This window comes from Hartmannibacter diazotrophicus, from assembly GCF_900231165.1.
In the GTDB taxonomy this organism is placed as follows: Bacteria; Pseudomonadota; Alphaproteobacteria; order Rhizobiales; family Pleomorphomonadaceae; genus Hartmannibacter; species Hartmannibacter diazotrophicus.
This window is the reverse complement of the sequence record NZ_LT960614.1, coordinates 5,021,920-5,041,046: the sequence shown is the minus strand read 5'-3', so window position 1 is coordinate 5,041,046 and position 19,127 is coordinate 5,021,920. Positions and strand designations below refer to the sequence as shown.

Sequence of the window (19,127 nt, the reverse complement as noted above, 5' to 3'; positions counted from 1 at the left end):
ACAAACATGGACGCCACGAACACGGCCGTCGCCACCGAGAAAAAGTCGGTCGGGGCTTATCTCAAGACCCATCTGCGCGAATACGGCATGCTTGCCGCGCTCGTCGCCATCATGGTCTTCTTCCAGATCGTCACCGACGGCACGCTGATGAAGCCGGTGAACCTCACCAACCTCTTCCTCCAGAACAGCTACATCATCGTGATGGCGCTCGGCATGCTGCTGGTGATCGTCTGCGGGCACATCGACCTGTCGGTCGGTCTGGTCGCGGGCTTCATCGGCGCGGTCGCGGCCGTGCTCATGGTCGACTGGCATGTGCCGACGCTGCTGGCGGTTCCGATCTGCCTTGCGGTTGGCGCGCTGATCGGCGCGGCGCAGGGCTACTGGATCGCCTACTGGCGCATTCCCTCCTTCATCGTGACGCTCGCCGGCATGCTGGTCTTCCGCGGCCTGATGATCTGGCTGCTGGACGGCCAGTCGGTCGGACCGTTTCCGCGCGAGTTCCAGGCAATCTCGAACGGCTTCGTGCCGGATATCTTCGACTTCGTGCGCGAGGCGCTGGGCATCAAGCGGCTGAACATCACCGCTGTCGTGGCGGGCGTCGTCGTCGCCGGCACGCTGCTGGTCATGGCGATGCGGTCGCGGGCGCGCAGGGTGCGTTACGGCATCGAGGACGAGCCGTTCCAGTTCTTCATCGTCAAGAACGCCATCGTGACGGTCGCCATTCTCTATGTCGCCTGGCTGCTCGCAACCTTCCGTGGCCTGCCGAACGTGCTGATCTCCATGGGCGTCCTGATGGCGATCTACATGTTCCTGACCAACTCCACGACGCTCGGCCGACGCATCTATGCCGTCGGCGGCAACGAAAAGGCGGCCAAGCTCTCCGGCATCAACACCGAGCGGCTGACCTTCTTCACCTTCGCCAACATGGGTCTGCTCGCCGCGCTCGCGGGCATGATCATCGCCGCCCGGCTCAACTCGGCGCAGCCGAAGGCCGGCGTTGGTCTCGAACTCGACGTCATCGCGGCCGTCTTCATCGGCGGCGCCTCGATGTCCGGCGGCGTCGGCAAGATCACCGGCGCGGTCATCGGCGCGCTGATCATGGGCGTCATGAACAACGGCATGTCGATCATGGGCATCGGCATCGACTATCAGCAGGTGATCAAGGGTCTCGTGCTGCTGGCGGCCGTCATCTTCGACGTCTACAACAAGACCAAGTCAACCTAAGGGTCAGACGCAAAACGGTTTCCTTCCGGATCGCCGGGAGTTTTCAGGCCCCAACCCGCCCTGTCGGGGTCTCATTCGACAAAGGGCAATCGTGGACGGCACGCGCCGCTCCGCATTCCAGTGCAGGTGAGCAAGATCATGTCCGCATTCAAACCCGCCGCGTGGCCCCGCAAACTGCGTTCGCAGGAGTGGTTCGGCGGGACCTCCCGGGACCACATCTATCATCGCTCGTGGATGAAGAATCAGGGCCTGCCCGCCGATCTCTTCGACGGACGCCCGGTGATCGGCATCTGCAACACCTGGTCGGAGCTGACGCCCTGCAATGCGCATCTGCGCGACCTCGCCCAGCGGGTGAAGCACGGCATCTACGAAGCCGGCGGCCTGCCGGTGGAATTCCCGGTCTTCTCCACCGGCGAGAGCGCCCTGCGCCCGACGGCGATGATGTATCGCAACCTTGCGGCCATGGACGTGGAGGAGGCGCTGCGCGCCAATCCGATCGATGGCGTCGTGCTGCTTGCCGGCTGCGACAAGACCACGCCGGCGTTGCTGATGGGCGCCGCCAGCACGGACATCCCCTCGATTCTTGTCTCCGGCGGACCGATGCTCAACGGCTGGTTCCGGGGCGAGCGGGTCGGCTCGGGCACGGCTCTTTGGCAGATGTCCGAGGCGATCAAGGCCGGCGAGATGACGCGCGAGGATTTCCTCGATGCCGAGGCCGCCATGAGCCGCTCGCCGGGCTCCTGCAACACGATGGGCACGGCGAGCACCATGGCCTCGATGTCCGAGGCGCTCGGCATGGCGCTTTCCGGCAACGCGGCAATTCCGGCCGTCGACAGCCGGCGCCGCGTGATGGCGCATCTGACCGGCCGGCGGATCGTGCAGATGGTCAAGGACGACCTGAAGCCGTCCGACATCCTCACCAAGCAGGCCTTCGAGAATGCGATCCGCGTCAATGGCGCCATCGGCGGCTCGACCAACGCGGTGATCCATCTTCTCGCCATCGCCGGCCGTGTCGGTATCGACTTCAGCCTCGACGACTGGGACCGGATGGGCCGGGATATCCCGACGATCGTGAACCTGATGCCGTCGGGCAAGTACCTGATGGAAGAGTTCTTCTATGCCGGCGGCCTGCCGGTGGTGATCCGCATGCTCGGAGAGGCAGGCAAGCTGCACAAGGACGCGCTCACCGTCTCCGGCGGTCCGATGTGGGACGAGGTGAAGGACGTTCGCAACTGGAACGAGGACGTGATCCGTCCGGTCGAGAAGGCGCTGACGCAGCAGGGCGGCATCGCGGTCCTGCGCGGCAACCTTGCCCCGAACGGAGCCGTGCTGAAGCCGTCTGCCGCCTCGCCGCACCTGATGAAGCATCGCGGCCGGGCCGTCGTCTTCGAGGATATCGACGACTACAAGGCGCGGATCGAGGACGAGAACCTCGACATTGACGAGACCTGCGTGATGGTGATGAAGAACTGCGGCCCGCGCGGTTATCCCGGCATGCCGGAAGTCGGCAACATGGGCCTGCCGCCGAAGGTGCTGCGCAAGGGCATCACCGACATGGTGCGGATTTCCGACGCCCGCATGTCCGGCACCGCCTATGGCACCGTCGTGCTGCACACCTCGCCGGAAGCGGCGGTCGGCGGCCCGCTGGCGCTCGTGCGGACCGGCGACATGATCGAGCTCGACGTTGCGGCGCGGCGCCTGCATCTCGACGTTTCCGACGAGGAGCTGGCGCAGCGGCGCGCGGAATGGACATCGGCGGTCGCGCCGCCCTCCGGCGGATATGCGCGGCTCTTCCATGAGCATGTCCAGGGCGCGGACACGGGTGCGGACTTCGACTTCCTGAAGGGGTGCCGCGGTGCGCCGATCCCCCGCGATTCGCACTGACGGATGCCTGCGATGACCATGGATTCGCCCATTCCGCTCGCCATCGTCGGCGTCGGCAAGATCGCCCGGGACCAGCACCTGCCGTCGATCTCCCGCACGCCCGCCTTCGCGCTCAGGGCGGCGGTGAGCCGGAACGCCGAGGTGGACGGCGTCCAGAACTTCACCGACATCGAGGCCTGCCTTGCGGCAAGGCCCGATGTGAAGGCGGTGGCACTCTGCCTGCCGCCGGAGCCGCGCTTTGCCGCCGCCATCACGGCGCTTGAAGCGGGGTGCCATGTGCTTCTGGAAAAGCCGCCGGGCGCGACGCTTGGCGAGACGGATGTGCTCGCCGATCTTGCACGCGAGAAGGGCGTCACCATCTTCGCAACCTGGCATTCGCGTTTCGCACCCGCCGTCCAGCCGGCGAAAGCCTTTCTGGCGGATCGGGCGATCCGCAAGGTGACGATCACCTGGCGCGAGGATGTCCGGCGCTGGCACCCGGGTCAGGGCTGGGTCTGGGAGCCCGCCGGCTTCGGCGTCTTCGATCCGGGCATCAACGCACTTTCGATCCTCACCGAGATCCTGCCGGACGAGGCGCTCCTGCGGGCGGCCCGCCTCGAGGTGCCAGAGAACGCGGCGACGCCGATCGGCGTGACCATGACCATGGGCATTGCCGGCGGCGGTTACGAGATTGATGCGGATTTCGACTGGCGCCAGGAGGGTCCGCAGACCTGGGAAATCGCCGCCGAAACCGACGGTGGCCTGATGTCGCTTACCGGCGGCGGCAAGACGATGGCCGTCGACGGCAAGGTTGTTTCGGACGAACCCGAAGCCGAATATGACGGTATCTACAAGCGGTTTGCCGACCTGATCGAGGCCGGTGAGAGCGACATGGACATGCGTCCGTTGCGGCTCGTCGCCGATGCCTGCCTGCTTGGCCGGCGTGTCGCCGTGGAACCGTTTCACGAATAGGACCCGACGGCGCGTTGCTTCTGCCGTTGCTGCCTTCCAGAAAAGAGGAAAGAGCCATGACCGAACATTTCCGGCCGCGTGGAAAGCATCTCATTGCCGGGGACTGGACGAGCGGAGGCGAGGCCTTCCTGTCGTTGCCGGTCGTTGGCGAAGCGACGAGCTATCCGAGTGGTACGGCCGCGGAGGTCGATCGCGCGGTGGTCGCCGCCGAGGCGGCGTTCTGGAGCTACGGCTATTCGAGCCGCAAGGCGCGGGCGGCCTTCCTCAACCGCATCGCGGACGAGATCGAGGCCCGCGGCGCAGCGATCACCGAGATCGCCCATGCCGAGACCGGGTTGCCGACGGCGCGCCTCGAAGGCGAGCGCGGACGCACGACCGGGCAGTTGCGCTTCTTTGCCAACTGCATCCTTGCCGGCGACTATCTCGACCGGCGCGACGATCCGGCCAATCCGGACCGTCAGCCGCTGCCGAAGCCGGGCATCAAGCTGGTGCAGCGCCCGATCGGACCCGTCGCGGTCTTCGGGGCTTCGAATTTCCCGCTGGCCTTCTCCACGGCCGGCGGCGACACGGCCTCCGCGCTTGCCGCCGGCTGCCCGGTGGTCGTCAAGGGTCATCCGGCGCATCCCGGAACGGGTGAAATCGTCGCCGAGGCGATCTTCGAGGCGATCCGCGCCGAGGGGCTCGATCCGGGTGTCTTCTCGCTGATCCAGTCGAACACGCGCGAGGCCGGCGAGGCCCTCGTCACGCATCCGCTGATCCGCGCGGTCGGCTTCACCGGCTCGCTCGGCGGCGGGCGGGCGCTGTTCGATCTGGCGCAGTCGCGGCCCGATCCGATTCCCTTCTTCGGTGAGCTCGGCTCGGTCAATCCGCAGTTCATGCTGCCGGAGGCAATGGCGGCAAGGGCTGCCGAGATCGCCAAGAAATGGACCGGCTCGCTGACCATGGGCGTCGGCCAGTTCTGCACCAATCCGGCCGTGGTCTTCTGTCTCGACGGTCCGGACGCCGACACGTTCGAGACGACCGCCTCTGCGGCTCTGAAGGACGTCTCGGACCAGCCGATGCTGACGGACGGGATTGCCTCTGCCTATCGCGGCGGACGCGACCGGGTCTGCAAGGCCCGGGGCGTCAAGTCTTTGGTGAGCTCGGAAGACGGTGGGCGGAACACGGGCCCCGATCTCTTCGTGACCTCAAGCGAGCAGTGGTTCGCCAATCCGGAGCTGCATCACGAGGTCTTCGGGCCGCTCGGCATCCTCGTGCGCATGCGGGACGCCGACGAGATGCTGCGTGCGGCGCATGGTCTGGAAGGCCAGCTGACGGCAACGCTGCACATGGACGCTGGCGATACGCCGCTGGCCAAGCGGCTGATGCCGGTGCTGGAGCGCAAGGCCGGGCGCATCCTCGCCAATGGCTTTCCGACGGGCGTCGAGGTGAGCCATGCGATGATGCACGGCGGACCCTATCCGGCCTCGACCAGCGTCTCCTCGACGTCGGTCGGATCGCTGGCGATCCGGCGGTTCCTGCGGCCGGTCGCCTATCAGGACCTGCCCGAAGCGCTGCTTCCGGTCGAATTCAGCGAGGGCTGAGGCCCTCGCGGGAGCCCGCTGATGTCGCAGGACGAAAACATCGCCTGGATCGCCGCCGACTGGGGCACGAGCAACCTGCGCGTCTATGCGATGGACGAGGCGGGGCAGGTTCTTGCCGACAAGAGATCGACAAAGGGCATGGGAACCCTTGCCCGGGACGAGTTCGAACAAGCGCTTCTGGAACTCGTCTGGCCCTGGCTTTCCCAGGATCGTGTCATGCCGGTCATGGCCTGCGGCATGGTCGGCGCGCGCCAAGGCTGGATCGAGGCGCCCTACAGCGCGGTGCCCTGTCCGCCGTCCTCCGTCGACCGCATGATCCGGGCGCCGGTGCGCGATTCGCGGCTTGAGGTCATGATTCTTCCCGGTCTTTCGCAGGCGGACCCGCCTGACGTGATGCGCGGCGAGGAGACCCAGATCGCCGGATATCTTGCGGGCGATCCGGGATTTGAGGGAACCCTTTGCCTGCCGGGGACGCATACCAAGTGGGTCGGCGTGCGCGACGGGCGGGTGGAGCGGTTCCGCACCGCCATGACCGGGGAGATGATCGATCTCCTGTCGAACCGCTCCGTGTTGCGCCATTCGGCCGGCACCTTTGGCGACTGGGACGATGCCGCTTTCAGGGCCGCGCTCGACGAGATGCTGGCCGATCCGGGGTCGCTGCTCGCCCAGCTTTTCTCCATCCGGGCGAGCGCCCTTCTCAACAGCGACCGGGCGGCCGTTTCGCGCTCGCGGCTCATCGGCCGAATGGTCGGCGCGGAACTCGCGGCGATGCGCGCCTTCTGGCAAGGTCTGCCCGTTGTCGTGATCGGGACGGTGGGGCTTGGCGCCTTTACCGTCGACGCCCTGCGCCATCTCGGCGTCGAGTCCAGGGCGGTCGATACGGTGCAGGTGACGCTCGCCGGCCTTTTTGCGGCCTATCGGGCCTATCAGGGAGACAAACGATGAGCCGAAACCTGATTGCCATCCTGCGCGGCATCACGCCCGACGAGGTCGAAGGCGTCGGGGGCGCGCTGCTGGAGGCCGGCATCTCGCGCATCGAGGTGCCGCTCAATTCGCCGGAGCCGTTCAGGAGCGTGGAGAAACTCGCGCATGCCTTCGGCGCGGATGCGCTGATCGGCGCTGGCACCGTGATCACGGTCGAGGAGGTTGGCCGGGTGGCGAATGCGGGAGGCCGCCTCGTTGTCTCGCCGAACTGCGATACCGAGGTGATCAAGGCCACCGGCGAACTCGGCCTGCATTCCTATCCGGGCGTTCTAACGCCGAGCGAATGTTTTTCGGCCCTGGCGGCCGGCGCCGATGGGCTCAAGGTCTTTCCGTCCTTCCTGATGGGGATCGACGGCCTTGTCGCGATCCGCGCCGTCCTGCCGCCGAAGACCGAGGTCGTGATGGTGGGGGGCGTCGGACCCGACAATTTCCGGGCCTGGATCGAGGCGAGCGCCGACGGTTTCGGCATCGGCTCGGCGCTCTACAAGCCGGGCAAATCCGCCGCCGACGTCGCCAAGGCGGCAAGAACCGTCGTCGAGGCCTTTGACCGGGCCGTGTCGGAGACCGGAGCTGCCGCATGACCGCCCGGATCTTTGACGAGACCGTCTGCACCCTCGGCGAGGGGCCGCTCTGGCATCCCGAGCGCGGCCAGCTCTTCTGGTTCGATATCCTGAACCGGACACTCTATTCGCGCGAGGGCGGCAACACCCGGCGATGGCTCTTCGACGACATGGTGTCGGCCGCCGGCTGGATCGATCGCGACCGGCTGCTTGTCGCCAGCGAGCGGGCGCTGTCCGTCTTCGATCTGGAAACCGGTGCGAACCAGACCCTTTGCGCGCTGGAGGCGGACAACCCGGTCACGCGGTCCAACGATGGTCGCGCGGACCCCTATGGCGGCTTCTGGATCGGAACCATGGGCAAGGCCGAGGAGGCCGGGGCTGGCGCGATCTACCGCTTCTACAGGGGCGAGCTTCGCCGGGTCGTGCCGTCGGTGACGGTGTCGAATGCGATCTGCTTCTCGCCGGACGGCCGCCACGCCTATTTCGCCGATTCGCCCGAACGGACGATCTGGCGCCTGCCGTTGGACCAGAAGACGGGCTGGCCGAGCGGCGAGCCGGAGATCTTCATCAACTTCGGTGCGGACGGTCCCATACCGGACGGTGCGGTGGTCGACGCGGACGGCCGGCTGTGGAATGCCCAGTGGGGCTCAGGGCGCGTCGCGTGCTACAGCCCGGACAGCGTCTTTCTCAAAACCTATGACCTGCCGGCCTCGCGCACGACTTGTCCGGCATTCGGCGGCGAGGGACTTGCGACGCTCTACGTCACCTCGGCCAGCATCGATGTTGGCGAGAGCGAGCCGGACGCAGGCAAAACCTTCATCCTTGAGGCCGATGCCGTCGGCCTGCCGGAGCCTCGGGTGTCGCTCTGACCCCGGACTGTCATTTCGAAAGCCAGAGACGGGAAAGCCGGCGGAGATGATCCGCCGGCTTTCCTCATTCGACCACGCTTGTTTTCAAAGCGATTACTTGCGGCTGTAGATGTCTTCGAGGCGGACGATATCGTCTTCGCCGAAGTAGGATCCCGTCTGCACCTCGATCACCTCCAGCGGAATCTTGCCGGGGTTGGCGAGGCGGTGGACGACGCCGAGCGGCAGGTACACCGACTCGTTCTCGTGCACGATCTTGATGTCCTCGCCGCAGGTGACTTCGGCCGTGCCCTTGACGACGATCCAGTGCTCGGCACGGTGGAAATGCTTCTGCAGCGAGAGAATGCCGCCGGGGTTCACGGTGATGCGCTTGACGTGATAGCGCTCACCGTTGGCCAGCGTCTTGAACGAGCCCCAGGGACGATGTTCGCCCGGATGCAGGCTCGCCTCGCGGTGGCCGGCGTCCTTGAGCGATTCGACGAGGCCCTTCACCTTCTGGGCCTGGGCCTTCGGCGCGACCATGACCGCGTCCTCGGTGGAGATGACGATGACGTCCTCCATGCCGATCACGGTGGTGAGCCGGTCCTGGGACTGGACGAGCGAGCCACGGGTGTCCATGAGCAGCGCCGCGCCGAGGACGGCGTTGTCGGCCTCGTCACGGGGCGTGACCTCCCAGATCGCATCCCAGGAGCCGATGTCGGACCAGCGGAACTTGCCGGCGACGACGGCGATGGACGAGGCCTTCTCGATGACGGCATAGTCGATCGAGATCGCGGGAGACTGCTCGAACGCGGTCTTTTCGAGCCGCAGGAAGCCGAGATCCTCGGCGCCGTTGTCAACGGCCGCGGTCACGGCCTTCAGGATTTCCGGGGCGTTCTTCTGGAACTCGGCGATCATCACGTCCGAGCGGAACAGGAAATTGCCTGAATTCCAGAGATAGCCGTCCTTCACGTAGCCCATGGCCGTCCCGTGATCGGGCTTCTCGACGAATTTGGCGACCTCGAACAGGTCGTCGTGTCCGTAGAGCGGCTTGCCGGGCGAGATATAGCCGAAGCTGGTGCGCGGCTCCGTCGGTGTGAGGCCGAAGACGACGATCCGGCCCTTGCGGGCGGCCTCCGCGCCGCGGCTGACGGCGGCAAGGAAAAGATCGTTGTCGAGGACGATATGGTCGGCGGCAAGCGCGAGCACGAGACCGCCGGGGTTCTGGCGCTCGGCGAGAACGGCGGCCGCAGCCACGGCCGCGGCACTGTCGCGGCGGGCGGGCTCCAGCACCACAAGCGGCTTCGTGCCGACGCTTTCGGCCTGACGCCGGGCGAAGAAGCGGAAGGTCTCGTTGGTGATCACCAGCGGCTCGGCAAAGAGCTGCTTGTCGCTGACCCGCTTGCAGGTCTCCTGATAGGACGACAGCTCTCCGGTCAGCGGCTGAAACTGCTTGGGCATGTCGTCCCGCGAGACCGGCCACAGCCGGGAACCGGAGCCTCCGGCAAGGAGGACGGGAACAATGCGCTCATCTGCGGACATCAAGATCGATCCTTGAAAGCTGGGGGCCGTTTCGGGTGCCGGTCAAATGGTCTGGTTGTAGGCGCCGACTTCCGGGTTCTCGCGGAGAACCGTGTCGACCGCCTTGAACATGGCATGGAGCCGCTCCTTTGAGACCGGGCTCTCCACGACCACGACGAGTTCGGGCTTGTTGGAGGAGGCGCGAACGAGACCCCAGGTGCCATCGCCGGTGGTGACGCGCACGCCGTTGACCGTCACGAGGCTCTCGATCGCGGCGCCGGCGAGCGTTTCGCCCTGTTCCTTCATGGCGGTGAAGCGGGCGGTCACCTTTTCGATGACGCCGTATTTCACCTCATCGGGGCAATGGGGCGACATGGTGGGCGAGCCATGGGTCACCGGCAGGTCGCGGTAGAGATCGGCCATCGACTTTTCCGGATTGCGCGCCAGCATTTCCAGCACGGCAATGCCGGTGACGAGACCGTCGTCGTAGCCGCGCCCGACAGGCGCGTTGAAGAAGAAGTGGCCGGATTTCTCGAAGCCGGCAAGCGCCTGGAGGTCGCGGACCCGGCGCTTGATGTAGGAATGGCCGGTCTTGTAGTAGTCCGTCGCGACGCCGCGCTCCTTCAGAACCGGGTCGGTCATGAACAGGCCGGTGGACTTCACGTCGACCACGAACTGCGCATTCGGATGAAGACCGGAGAGGTCGCGGGCGAGCATGACGCCGATCTTGTCGGCGAAGATCTCGTTACCCTCATTGTCGACGACGCCGCAGCGGTCGCCGTCGCCGTCGAAGCCGAGGCCGACATCCGCCCCCGTCTCCTTCACCTTGGCGGCGATGGCATGGAGCATCTCCATGTCTTCCGGGTTCGGATTGTAGTTCGGGAAGGTGTGGTCGAGCTCGATGTCGAGCGGGATGACCTCGGCGCCGATCGCTTCCAGCACCTGCGGCGCGAAGGCGCCGGCGGTGCCGTTACCGCAGGCGCAGACGACCCTGAGCTTGCGCGAAAGGGTCCGGCCTTCGGTGAGTTCCTTCATGTAAGTGGAGAAGAAATCCTCCACGAAACGGTAGCCGCCGCCGGGCGCCAGGCGGTAGGCGCCGGACAGGACGATCTCTTTCAGGCGCGACATTTCCTCCGGACCGAAGGTCACAGGCTTGTCGCAGCCCATCTTGACGCCGGTCCAGCCGTTGTCGTTGTGGCTGGCGGTGACCATGGCGACGGCGGGAACGTCGAGCGCGAACTGGGCGAAATAGGCCATGGGCGAGAGCGCGAGGCCGATGTCGTGCACGGTGACGCCCGTGGCCATCAGGCCCTGGGTGAGCGCAATCTTGATCGACGAGGAATAGCCGCGGAAATCATGCCCCGTGACGATCTCCGGCCGGATGCCCCTTTCATGCAGAAAGGTTCCAAGGCCCATGCCGAGGGCCTGGACGCCCATCAGGTTCAGCTCCGGCGCCTTGTCGGAGCCCGGATGGCCAAACCACCAGCGCGCGTCATATTCGCGAAAGCCCGTCGGCTTCACCAGCGGCAAGGTCTCGAAGGCAAGAGTGTTCGGCAGAATATCAGACTTGGGGGCTGGAAATGTCATGTGGCCTCTGGATAAAAATCAGCAAATAAGCGCGGCAACAATTCGTCATCGGCATATTTTTTTCAATGCAAGAATTGGGTTTTTGTTAACGCCAAAGGAAAGCCCGGCCTTTGCCGGAGGGACGAGAAGAGGCGGGCCGCGCCTTGGCGGCGTCCTTCCTCCGGGACAGGGGGAAGGTGCTGGCCGGCGGGCAGGCGCCCGTGCGATTCGGCTGCTCGGCCGACGTCGTTGCAGGCCGGCCGGACGGAGGCGCATTGCGCTCGGCGCTGCGGCGGTCTATGCCGTTTCCTCGCCGCATGTCACGGAGACCGGCGGCGCCGGCCGATTTTCGCCAGGCCGTCATAAATTGGCAGCGCAAGCTTGGCATGGCATTGGTACGCGGGCAAAGGAATCGTCCGGGGCCGAACGCGCCGGATGCGCCGGCGCGCTGCACGAACGAGATTGGTGACAGGTAACGGCATATGCATATCGCGATGATTGGTTCCGGCTACGTGGGGCTTGTTTCGGGCGCCTGTTTCGCCGATTTCGGGCATCAGGTCGTCTGCATCGACAAGGCCGAGGCCAAGATCGAGGCGCTGAAGAAGGGCATTATCCCGATTTACGAGCCGGGCCTCGACCAACTTGTCGCCAGCAACACGAAGGCTGGGCGGCTGTCCTTCACGACCGACCTTGCCGAACCGGTGTCCAAGGCCGACGTGGTCTTCATCGCCGTCGGCACGCCCTCGCGGCGCGGCGACGGGCATGCCGACCTTTCCTATGTCTATGCGGCCGCGCGAGAAATCGCCCGCTCGGTCAAGGGCTTCACCGTCGTGGTCACCAAGTCCACCGTGCCGGTCGGGACCGGCGACGAGGTGGAGCGGATCATCCGCGAGGAGAACCCCGACGCCGACGTGGCGGTCGTGTCCAATCCGGAATTCCTGCGCGAGGGCGCCGCGATCAGCGATTTCAAGCGGCCCGACCGCATCGTCGTCGGGCTTGAGGACGAACGCGCGCGGGATGTGATGAGCGAGGTCTACCGGCCGCTCTACATCAACCAGTCGCCGCTGCTCTTCACCTCGCGGCGCACCTCGGAGCTGATCAAATACGCCGGCAACGCGTTCCTGGCGATGAAGATCACCTTCATCAACGAGATCGCCGATCTGTGCGAGGCGGTTGGCGCCAACGTGCAGGAGGTGGCGCGCGGCATCGGCCTTGACGGGCGCATCGGGTCGAAATTCCTGCACGCGGGACCGGGCTACGGCGGCTCCTGCTTTCCCAAGGACACGCTCGCCCTCGTCAAGACGGCGCAGGACAACGCCACCCCGGTGCGGCTGATCGAGACGACCGTGGCGGTCAACGACACGCGCAAGCGGGCGATGGCGCGCAAGGTGATCGCGGCCTGCGGCGGAGACGTGCGCGGCAAGACGATCGCGATCCTGGGCCTCACCTTCAAGCCGAACACCGACGACATGCGCGAGGCGCCCTCGCTTTCGGTCATCCAGGCGTTGCAGGACGCGGGTGCGAAGATCCGGGCCTACGATCCGGAAGGCATGGAGGCGGCGAGGGAACTCCTCGCCGACGTCGCCTACGGGCAGAGCGCCTACGACATCGCGGAAGGCGCCGACGCGCTGGTGATCGTCACCGAATGGGATGCCTTCCGGGCGCTCGATTTCCGCCGGCTCGGCGATGTGATGGCGGCGCCGGTTCTCGTCGATCTGCGCAATGTCTACAGCGAGGACGAGGTCCGCAAGCACGGCTTTTCCTATGTCGGCGTCGGCCGTGGCCGTTGAGGCCGCACCCGCTGCCTGTCCGGGCTGATCCGGCCTTCGTCCACCCGTCAGGAGTCAAGGGCGCATGCGCTACCTGATCACAGGAACCGCCGGGTTCATCGGCTTTCACCTTGCCCGCCGTCTCCTGGACGAGGGTCATTTCGTCGTCGGTTTCGACGGCATGACGCCCTATTACGATCCGCGGCTGAAAGAGGCGCGCCACGCAGTGCTTGCCCGGTCGAACGGGTTTCGCCCGGTCATCGGCATGCTGGAGGACGCCGACGCCCTCACCCGGGCGGCGGAGCTTGCCGAGCCTGAGGTGATCGTCCATCTCGCCGCCCAGGCCGGCGTGCGCTACAGCCTGGAGAATCCCAAGGCCTATGTGGACGCCAACGTCGTCGGCTCCTGGAACATTCTTGAGGTTGCCAAGCAGGCGGGCGTGAAGCACCTGCTGCTTGCCTCGACCTCGTCGATCTACGGCGCCAACGAGAAGGTGCCCTTCGCCGAGACCGACAAGACCGACGAGCCGATGACGATCTATGCGGCGACGAAGAAATCGATGGAGGTGATGGCGCACTCCTACGCCCATCTCTACGACATTCCGACCACCGCTTTCCGCTTCTTCACCGTCTACGGTCCGTGGGGCCGTCCGGACATGGCGCTGTTCAAGTTCGTCGAGGCAATCGAGAACGACCGGCCGATCGAGATCTACGGTGAAGGCCAGATGAGCCGCGACTTCACCTATATCGACGACCTCGTCGAAGGGATCGTGCGGTTGATCGCGATCCCGCCGGCGGAGGAGAACCGCGTCGCGGAGCCCGCCGGCATCGACACGCTGTCGCGCCATGCCCCGTTCCGGGTCGTCAATATCGGCGGCGGGCAACCGGTGGGCCTGATGACCTTCGTGGAGACGGTGGAAGCCGCCGTCGGCAGGCCGGCCATCCGCAAGATGCTGCCGATGCAGCCGGGTGACGTGCCGCGTACCTATGCCTCGGCCGACCTTCTGAAGGCGCTGACGGGCTATTGCCCCGAGACCCGGGTTGCCGACGGCGTTGCGGCCTTTGTCGACTGGTACCGGGATTATCGGATCGCTGTCGGTCCGTGACGCAGTGCCGGCCGTTGCCGGTTGGGTCCAGCCTGACAGGCGCGTGAATTCGGGCTTCGGTGCCCGATTGGTGTGCTACTAATCGATTCAGTCACAGGTTGTTTGTCTATCGCGGCATTTTGACATCATGCAAACTGACAGCAAATGAAAGGCGTGGAGGGTCGCCGGCAACCATGGATACGCAGACATTGCAATCTTCAAAGGAGCGCAGGCGGGCGCGGCGCGTTCCCGTTCGGATGAGCGCCTTTGCCTATGTCGGCAGCCGGGGATACGCCTGCAAGATCGTCGATGTCAGCCCCTACGGATGCCGGATTCAGCACGGCAACCCAACTGTCTTCGGTTACGAGGTCCAGCTTCACGTGGTGGGCCAGACGATGCCACGGTCGGCCTGGGTGATCTGGAAGAACGCGAAGGAGATCGGCCTGTCCTTCTTCAAGCCGTCGGCGGACGTCGCCGAGATCTGAAGGGCGATGTGATCTTTCGCCGGCTTAGCGACGGTCACATGACCGCGCCGATCTGCCAGGGAACGAATTCGTTGTCGCCGAGGCCGAGCATTTCCGACTTGGTCGAAGCCCCTGAGGCCGTTGCCAGAATCGCCTCCAGAATGTCCCGTCCCTTGTCCTGCAGGCTGACGCCGGCCGAGACGATGTCGCCGCAGTTGATGTCCATGTCGTCGGGCATGGCGGCATAGAGGCGGTCGGAGGTGGCAAGCTTGATTGTCGGCGCCGGCTTGGAGCCGAAGGCCGATCCGCGGCCCGTCGTGAAGACGATGATCTGTGCGCCGCCTGCGATCTGGCCCGTCGCCGACACAGGATCGTAGCCGGGCGTATCCATGAAGACGAGCCCCGGCACCCGGACGGGTTCGGCATAGTCGTAGACGGCGGTGAGCGGCGTGATACCGCCTTTCATGGCGGCGCCGAGTGACTTCTCCAGAATGGTCGTGATGCCGCCCTGCTTGTTTCCGGGCGATGGATTGTTGTCCATCGAGCCGCCGTTGGTGGCGGTGTAGTCCTCCCACCAGCGGATCACCGCCTGAAGCCTTTCGGCGACGCCGGCATCGACCGCGCGGCGCAGAAGGAGCTGTTCGGCGCCGTAGATCTCCGGGGTCTCGGAGAGAATCGCCGTGCCGCCCATGCCGACGAGGAGGTCCGAGGCGACGCCGAGGGCGGGGTTGGCGGTGATGGAGGAGAAGCCGTCCGAGCCGCCGCATTGCAGCCCGACGCGCAGGGCGGACGCCGGACAGGGCTCGCGTCTTGCGCGATTCACCTCCGGCAGGATGGTGGCGACATGGGCCTTGATGGCCTCGATCGTCGCCCGCGTGCCGCCGGTGTCCTGGATCGTGAGGGCATGGAAGCGCTCGTTGCCCGACGCGCCGAAGCGACGCTGCATGCGGGCGACCTGCATCACCTCGCAGCCGAGGCCGACGAAGACCGTGGCGCCGACGTTCGGGTGCGTCGCGTGGCCCCAGAGGACGCGGTCGAGAAGGTCGAACCCCGGTCCTTCGGCCGCCAGGCCGCATCCGGTGCCGTGGGCAAGGGCGATGATGCCGTCGACATTCTCATGGCCGGCCAGAAGTCCCGATGCCTCGATTTCGGCGGCCGCCTTCCGGATCACCGTCGCCGAGCAGTTCACCGTGGCGACAAGGGCGATGTAGTTGCGCGTGCCGACGCCGCCGTCCGCCCGGCGGTAACCCTGGAAGGTCGCAGGCGAAATCCTGGGGATCGCCGCGCGCGCCGCATCGAGGCCGATGCCAATGGCATAGTTCTGATCGTGGCCGGAGAAGGCGCAGTTGTGGGTATGGACGTGTTCGCCGGCGGCAATATCCGTGCTTGCCGTGCCGATGATCTGGCCGAACTTCAGGATCGGTTCCCCGGCGGCGATGGGGCGCCGGGCGAGTTTGTGGCCTGCGTTGACAGGGCCCGCGAGGGGCTTGCCGATCCCGAGCGGGTCGGCGCCTTCTGCTGCGCCCTCGGTGAGGATCGCCACCGAATCGCGCTCGTTGAGTACCAGCGGTTCAGGCATGCGTGTGCTTTCTTGTTATCCGTCTTCGCGTCCACGCGCAGGCCGCGCGCCGACAGGGCGGCGTTTCCACGAACAGGGCCGTTCATCCGGTTGGCCGCCCCCGGCCGCGGGTCAGGATGCGACGCCGGTCAGTTCCAGCAGGGCGCCGCGCGCTCCCACCGCCCGCAATTTGCGGTAGGCGGCAATGATCGGTCCAGCCAGCCGGTCGGCGAGCGCCGGCGGAAAGACGTCCTCCACGGCCAGAAGCGAGCGGACGCGTGTGTCCGGGTCATCGGTCGCATCACAGAGTGCCTTCAGCCGTGCGGCAAGTGGGTCGCGCACGTCGATGGGCTCGCCCTTTTCGTCGGTGCCACCGACATAGCGCATCCACGCGGCAACGGCGAGGCAGAGGCCGGGGCTCGGCCGGCCAGCGTCGAGGTTGGTTGCGAGGGTTCCCAGAATGCGCTGCGGTAGTTTCTGGCTGCCGTCCATGGCGATCTGCCAGGTGCGGTGGCGGATGGCCGGGTTGGCGTAACGCTTAAAGAGCGCGTCCGCGTAGGCGGCAAGATCGACGCCGGGCGGGGCTTCGAGCGCCGGGATGATTTCGTCGCGCCAGAGGCCTTTGACATATGCGGCAAAGGCCGGGTCGGCGACAGTCTCCGAGATGGTCTCGTGGCCGGCGAGGTAGCCGAGATAGGCGAGCGAGGAATGGGTGCCGTTGAGCATCCGGAGCTTCATGTGCTCGAAGGGCGTCACATCCTCGACCAGTTCCACGCCTGCGGCCGCCAGATCAGGGCGCGCGCCGTCAACGAAATTATCTTCCACCACCCATTGCCGGAAAGGCTCGTGCAGAACGGGCAGCGCGTCATGCCGGCCGGTGAGCTGCTCGACGCGGGCTATATCGGCGTCGGTGGTCGCCGGTACGATGCGGTCGACCATGGTGGAGGGAAAACGGCCTTCGCGTTCAATCCAGTCGGCAAGTCCGGGATCGATGGCACGGGCGAGAGCCAGAACGACGCCACGGACGACACGGCCGTTTTCCGGCAGGTTGTCGCAGGTCAGCACCGTGAAGGGACGATGACCCGCCTTCTTGCGACGCTGCAGCGCGCGAACGAGGAATCCCGGCGCGGAGACCGGCAGCGGCTCGGCGATGTCGTGGACGATATCGGGATGAGCGAGGTTGAGCGCGCCGGTGGCGGGCTCGTGGCAGTAGCCCTTTTCCGTCACCGTCAGCGTGACGATGCGGATGCGCGGATCGGCCATCAGGTCGAGCACGGCTTCAGGGTCCTCGCGGGCCACGAGAACGTCCTCGATGACCTCAATCGTTTGCGCCGTCTCGCCGCTCGGGCCGAGTTCAACGGCCGTATAGGCGCAGCCTTGCGGCTTCAGGGCGTCGCGCATGGTCGGGCTTTTCAGCGACACGCCGACAATGCCCCAGTCACCGCCCGAGGCGGCCATGGCCTCGGTAACATAGATCGCACCGTGGGCACGGAAAAAGGCGCCAAGGCCGAGATGGACGATGCCGACGCCGGGGCGCGGTGCGGTGCTGCGGGAAAGGCGCTCAGCGGGCAAGCCAGCCTCCATCGACGTTGAGGATCGCGCCGTGCACATAGGCGGCGGCCGGCGAGCAGAGATAGACGACGCTGCCGGCAATGTCTTCCGGCGCGCCCCAGCGGCCCGCGGGAATGCGGTCGAGGATTGCCTTCGAGCGGTCCGGATCGGCGCGGAGCGCGGCCGTGTTGTTGGTCTCGATATAGCCCGGCGCGACGGCGTTGACGTTGATGCCCCTGGACGCCCATTCGTTGGCGAGCAATTTGGTCAGGCCCGCAACGCCGTGCTTGGACGCGGTATAGGACGGCACGCGGATGCCGCCCTGGAAGGAGAGCAGCGAGGCGATGTTGACGATGGCGCCGCCTTTCTCCTTCGCCGCAAGTTCGTGGGCGAAGGCCTGGCAGGTGAAGAAGACGGACTTGAGATTCACGTCCATCACCGCGTCCCAGTCGTCCTCGGAAAAATCGAGGCTGTCGGCGCGGCGGATGATGCCGGCGTTGTTGACGAGGATATCGTAGCCGGCGCTGCCGAAAACGTCCTTTGCCGCCATCGGGTCGGAGAAATCGAGACGCAGGTCCGTCGCGCCGGGGATCATCGCCAGCGTCTCGGTCGCGGGGGTGCGGCCGGCAAGGGTCACGCTCGCTCCGGCTTCCGCGAGCGCGACGGCAATCGCCTGCCCTATGCCCGCGTTGGCGCCGGTGACGAGGGCCTTGCGTCCTTCCAGCGAAAACAGCCTCACTTGAGGTCCTCCATGGCGACCATGTCCATGTCGCGGTAGTCGGCGTTGTCGCCAGCCATGGCCCAGATGAAGGTGTAGGCCCCGGTGCCGGCGCCGCAGTGGATCGACCAGGGCGGCGAGAGCACGGCTTCCTCGTTCTTCATCACGATGTGACGGGTCTCTTCCGGCCGGCCCATGAAGTGGAAGACACGGGCATCTGGCGCGAGGTCGAAATAGAGATAGGCCTCCATGCGCCGGTCGTGGACGTGGGCCGGCATCGTGTTCCAGACCGAGCCCGGTGCGAACTGGGTGTAGCCGACGACGAGCTGGCAGGTGGGAACGACCTCCGGCACGAGGAACTGGTAGATCGTGCGCTCGTTGGACGTTTCCGCCGAGCCGAGTTTCAGCTGGTTGGCGTCGCCGATCTTCAGGAGCCGCGCCGGGTGGGCCTGATGGGCGGGCGAGGAGAGGATGTAGAAACGGCCGTTGCCGGAAAAGGTGACGGGACCTGCGCCGCGCGGCAGATAGAGCACGTCGCCCTTTTCCAGCGTGTAGGTCTCGCCTCCTGCTGCGACCGTGCCGGCATCGCCGATGTTGACGACGGCCATCTCGCGCCGGTCGAGAATGCTGGCGGTGCCGCATTCCTTGACATGGTCGAGGGTCAGCGAACCGCCCGCCGGCACCGCGCCACCGACGATCATGCGGTCGTAATGGGTGTAGCAGAGGCGGATCTCGCCATCGGTGAAGAGGCCGCCGACGTGGAAATTCCGGCGCAGCGCCGCCGTGTCCATCGCCTCGGCGGCTTGTGGGTCAATGGCGTGGCGGGTCTCGACGCTCAGCATCGCTGGTCCTTTCGCATGTCGGT

The 19,127-nt window shown here is 66.1% G+C and carries 16 protein-coding genes; 10 read left to right on the top strand and 6 right to left on the bottom strand.

Translation table 11 applies throughout. The features are described 5' to 3' along the window. The first annotated feature begins 6 nt into the window (after positions 1-6). The 7 genes from mmsB (at position 7) to HDIA_RS23225 (ending at position 8,055) form a co-directional block, all read left to right on the top strand. Positions 7-1,224, top strand: a complete 1,218-nt coding sequence (gene mmsB / locus HDIA_RS23255; RefSeq protein ID WP_099558388.1) for a multiple monosaccharide ABC transporter permease — start codon at positions 7-9, stop codon at positions 1,222-1,224. A 138-nt stretch (positions 1,225-1,362) separates the two neighbouring features. Continuing rightward, on the top strand, positions 1,363-3,108 hold the full coding sequence (gene araD / locus HDIA_RS23250) for an L-arabinonate dehydratase (protein ID WP_099559116.1): 1,746 nt from the start codon (positions 1,363-1,365) through the stop codon (positions 3,106-3,108). 12 nt (positions 3,109-3,120) lie between these two features. Next, a complete protein-coding gene (locus HDIA_RS23245; RefSeq protein ID WP_425432912.1) occupies positions 3,121-4,059 on the top strand; it encodes a Gfo/Idh/MocA family protein in 939 nt (312 codons plus the stop codon). Positions 4,060-4,115: 56 nt separating this feature from the next. Continuing rightward, a complete protein-coding gene (locus tag HDIA_RS23240) occupies positions 4,116-5,642 on the top strand; it encodes an aldehyde dehydrogenase (NADP(+)) (RefSeq protein WP_099558387.1) in 1,527 nt (508 codons plus the stop codon). A gap of 21 nt (positions 5,643-5,663) precedes the next feature. Next, positions 5,664-6,587: a 2-dehydro-3-deoxygalactonokinase gene (locus HDIA_RS23235; protein ID WP_099558385.1), complete on the top strand. Its 924-nt coding sequence runs from the start codon at positions 5,664-5,666 to the stop codon at positions 6,585-6,587. Further along, complete coding sequence (locus HDIA_RS23230) at positions 6,584-7,207, top strand: 2-dehydro-3-deoxy-6-phosphogalactonate aldolase (protein ID WP_099558383.1); 624 nt, start codon at positions 6,584-6,586, stop codon at positions 7,205-7,207. Before HDIA_RS23235 ends, HDIA_RS23230 begins: the two co-directional genes overlap by 4 nt. Further along, the gene (locus HDIA_RS23225; protein WP_099558381.1) at positions 7,204-8,055 is read left to right on the top strand and encodes an SMP-30/gluconolactonase/LRE family protein; all 852 of its coding nucleotides are present in this window, start codon (positions 7,204-7,206) and stop codon (positions 8,053-8,055) included. Before HDIA_RS23230 ends, HDIA_RS23225 begins: the two co-directional genes overlap by 4 nt. A 93-nt stretch (positions 8,056-8,148) precedes the next feature. On the opposite strand, the gene HDIA_RS23220 is transcribed toward HDIA_RS23225, so the two are convergent. Then, entirely contained in the window at positions 8,149-9,576 is a 1,428-nt protein-coding gene (locus HDIA_RS23220; protein ID WP_425432911.1) for a mannose-1-phosphate guanylyltransferase/mannose-6-phosphate isomerase, read from the bottom strand. Between the two features lie 39 nt (positions 9,577-9,615). Then, a complete protein-coding gene (locus HDIA_RS23215) occupies positions 9,616-11,139 on the bottom strand; it encodes a phosphomannomutase/phosphoglucomutase (RefSeq protein WP_099558377.1) in 1,524 nt (507 codons plus the stop codon). Between the two features lie 461 nt (positions 11,140-11,600). On the opposite strand from HDIA_RS23215, the gene HDIA_RS23210 reads away from it, so the two are divergent. From HDIA_RS23210 to HDIA_RS23200, 3 genes are all read left to right on the top strand, one after another. Then, on the top strand, positions 11,601-12,908 hold the full coding sequence (locus tag HDIA_RS23210) for a UDP-glucose dehydrogenase family protein (RefSeq protein ID WP_099558376.1): 1,308 nt from the start codon (positions 11,601-11,603) through the stop codon (positions 12,906-12,908). A gap of 64 nt (positions 12,909-12,972) precedes the next feature. Continuing rightward, positions 12,973-13,992, top strand: a complete 1,020-nt coding sequence (locus tag HDIA_RS23205) for an NAD-dependent epimerase (RefSeq protein ID WP_099558374.1) — start codon at positions 12,973-12,975, stop codon at positions 13,990-13,992. A 188-nt stretch (positions 13,993-14,180) separates the two neighbouring features. Then, the gene (locus HDIA_RS23200) at positions 14,181-14,456 is read left to right on the top strand and encodes a PilZ domain-containing protein (protein WP_157775795.1); all 276 of its coding nucleotides are present in this window, start codon (positions 14,181-14,183) and stop codon (positions 14,454-14,456) included. 34 nt (positions 14,457-14,490) lie between these two features. Here the strand turns inward: HDIA_RS23200 and HDIA_RS23195 are convergent, their stop codons facing one another. From HDIA_RS23195 to kduI, 4 genes are all read right to left on the bottom strand, one after another. Beyond that, positions 14,491-16,014: a UxaA family hydrolase gene (locus HDIA_RS23195; RefSeq protein ID WP_099558371.1), complete on the bottom strand. Its 1,524-nt coding sequence runs from the start codon at positions 16,012-16,014 to the stop codon at positions 14,491-14,493. Positions 16,015-16,125: 111 nt separating this feature from the next. Then, positions 16,126-17,577 carry a mannitol dehydrogenase family protein gene (locus HDIA_RS23190; protein ID WP_099558369.1) on the bottom strand — a complete coding sequence of 484 codons (1,452 nt, stop codon included), beginning with the start codon at positions 17,575-17,577 and terminating at the stop codon, positions 16,126-16,128. Beyond that, complete coding sequence (kduD, locus tag HDIA_RS23185; RefSeq protein ID WP_099558367.1) at positions 17,555-18,283, bottom strand: 2-dehydro-3-deoxy-D-gluconate 5-dehydrogenase KduD; 729 nt, start codon at positions 18,281-18,283, stop codon at positions 17,555-17,557. Before kduD ends, HDIA_RS23190 begins: the two co-directional genes overlap by 23 nt. Then, positions 18,280-19,104, bottom strand: coding sequence for a 5-dehydro-4-deoxy-D-glucuronate isomerase (gene kduI / locus HDIA_RS23180; RefSeq protein WP_099558365.1), 825 nt, complete (start codon positions 19,102-19,104; stop codon positions 18,280-18,282). The genes kduD and kduI overlap by 4 nt, the downstream gene beginning before the upstream one ends. Positions 19,105-19,127: the final 23 nt, after the last annotated feature.

Bases quoted from the DNA above. Each gene is read 5' to 3' on its own strand.
- mmsB (WP_099558388.1), top strand. From the start codon at position 7: ATGGACGCCACGAACACGGCCGTCGCCACCGAGAAAAAGTCGGTCGGG.
- araD (WP_099559116.1), top strand. From the start codon at position 1,363: ATGTCCGCATTCAAACCCGCCGCGTGGCCCCGCAAACTGCGTTCGCAG.
- HDIA_RS23245 (WP_425432912.1), top strand. From the start codon at position 3,121: ATGACCATGGATTCGCCCATTCCGCTCGCCATCGTCGGCGTCGGCAAG.
- HDIA_RS23240 (WP_099558387.1), top strand. From the start codon at position 4,116: ATGACCGAACATTTCCGGCCGCGTGGAAAGCATCTCATTGCCGGGGAC.
- HDIA_RS23235 (WP_099558385.1), top strand. From the start codon at position 5,664: ATGTCGCAGGACGAAAACATCGCCTGGATCGCCGCCGACTGGGGCACG.
- HDIA_RS23230 (WP_099558383.1), top strand. From the start codon at position 6,584: ATGAGCCGAAACCTGATTGCCATCCTGCGCGGCATCACGCCCGACGAG.
- HDIA_RS23225 (WP_099558381.1), top strand. From the start codon at position 7,204: ATGACCGCCCGGATCTTTGACGAGACCGTCTGCACCCTCGGCGAGGGG.
- HDIA_RS23215 (WP_099558377.1), bottom strand. From the start codon at position 11,139: ATGACATTTCCAGCCCCCAAGTCTGATATTCTGCCGAACACTCTTGCC.
- HDIA_RS23210 (WP_099558376.1), top strand. From the start codon at position 11,601: ATGCATATCGCGATGATTGGTTCCGGCTACGTGGGGCTTGTTTCGGGC.
- HDIA_RS23205 (WP_099558374.1), top strand. From the start codon at position 12,973: ATGCGCTACCTGATCACAGGAACCGCCGGGTTCATCGGCTTTCACCTT.
- HDIA_RS23195 (WP_099558371.1), bottom strand. From the start codon at position 16,014: ATGCCTGAACCGCTGGTACTCAACGAGCGCGATTCGGTGGCGATCCTC.
- HDIA_RS23190 (WP_099558369.1), bottom strand. From the start codon at position 17,577: ATGGAGGCTGGCTTGCCCGCTGAGCGCCTTTCCCGCAGCACCGCACCG.
- kduI (WP_099558365.1), bottom strand. From the start codon at position 19,104: ATGCTGAGCGTCGAGACCCGCCACGCCATTGACCCACAAGCCGCCGAG.